This is a genomic window from Romboutsia sp. 13368 (assembly GCF_018336475.1).
GTDB lineage: Bacteria > Bacillota > Clostridia > Peptostreptococcales > Peptostreptococcaceae > Romboutsia.
In genome coordinates this window covers 2,063,685-2,064,637 of sequence record NZ_CP048741.1, presented here as the reverse complement: position 1 = coordinate 2,064,637, position 953 = coordinate 2,063,685, and the positions used below count along the sequence as shown (strand labels likewise).

Genomic DNA, 953 nt, shown 5'->3' with positions numbered 1-953 from the left:
ATATATCAAATTGGGCAAAAGACCATGTAGATGCATTAAACGATAAAGGTATAATAACTGGGTATGAAGATGGAACATTCCTTCCTAAAAAAGGAATAACTAGAGGTGAAGCTGTAATAATGCTAAGTAGAGCAGAAAAACTAAAAAAATAAGTATTTTAATATAGAATAAGTCGAATTTTATCYAATTCGGTTTATTTTTTTACTCTTTTTATGTTAATATAATATTGTTAACAAAATTGTAACTAAATATACTGAAAAATATGAATAAAAAATGGGAGGCATGATAGTGAAGTACAAATTGAAACTAAAGAATTTAATAATGATAACCATGTTAGCATCTATGCCAATATTATTAAATACAGCAATAATTAACGCAGATACCATAGAAGATGAGTTTTTATCTGTGATAAATAAGTACAAGATAGAAGATGTAGTTGTAGAAGAGGGAATATCTTTAGAAAAAGGAAAAACATTAGATTTATCTCAATATCCTAATTGGGAGTTATCAGATGATGAAACAATAGAGATAAATTCAAATGGAATTGCCAAGGCAGTTAATGAAGGAACAGTATTTTTAAGTCAAAGAATAGGTRAAAAGATATATATAGTAGAAATATATGTAMCATCAGAAACATCAACRTATAGTATAGGATCTAGAGAGACTCAACCTAGAGGATATTATAAAGTATTTATAGATGCAGGTCATGGTGGAAGCGATCCAGGAGCTTTAGGATTTGGATATCGTGAATCAGATATAAATTTACAAGTGGCAAAAAAGGTAGAATCACAGCTAAAAGCAAAAGGTATCGATGTGAAAATGAGTAGAAGCTCAGATGTATTTTATTCTTTATCACAAAGAGCCGAAATGGCTAATGATTACGGTGCAGATGCATTTGTATCAATACATCAAAATTCAGCTAGTTCAACATCGGCAAATGGTATAGAAACTTA

General features: G+C 29.4%; 2 protein-coding genes. Both read left to right on the top strand.

The features are described from left to right. Positions 1–2: 2 nt before the first annotated feature. Positions 3–152 (top strand): S-layer homology domain-containing protein, encoded by a 150-nt coding sequence (locus G3997_RS11990; RefSeq protein ID WP_442971280.1) that lies wholly within the window; start codon positions 3–5, stop codon positions 150–152. A 136-nt stretch (positions 153–288) separates the two neighbouring features. Beyond that, on the top strand, positions 289–953 hold a 665-nt coding region (locus tag G3997_RS08555; RefSeq protein WP_296645366.1), incomplete at its 3' end, for an N-acetylmuramoyl-L-alanine amidase family protein.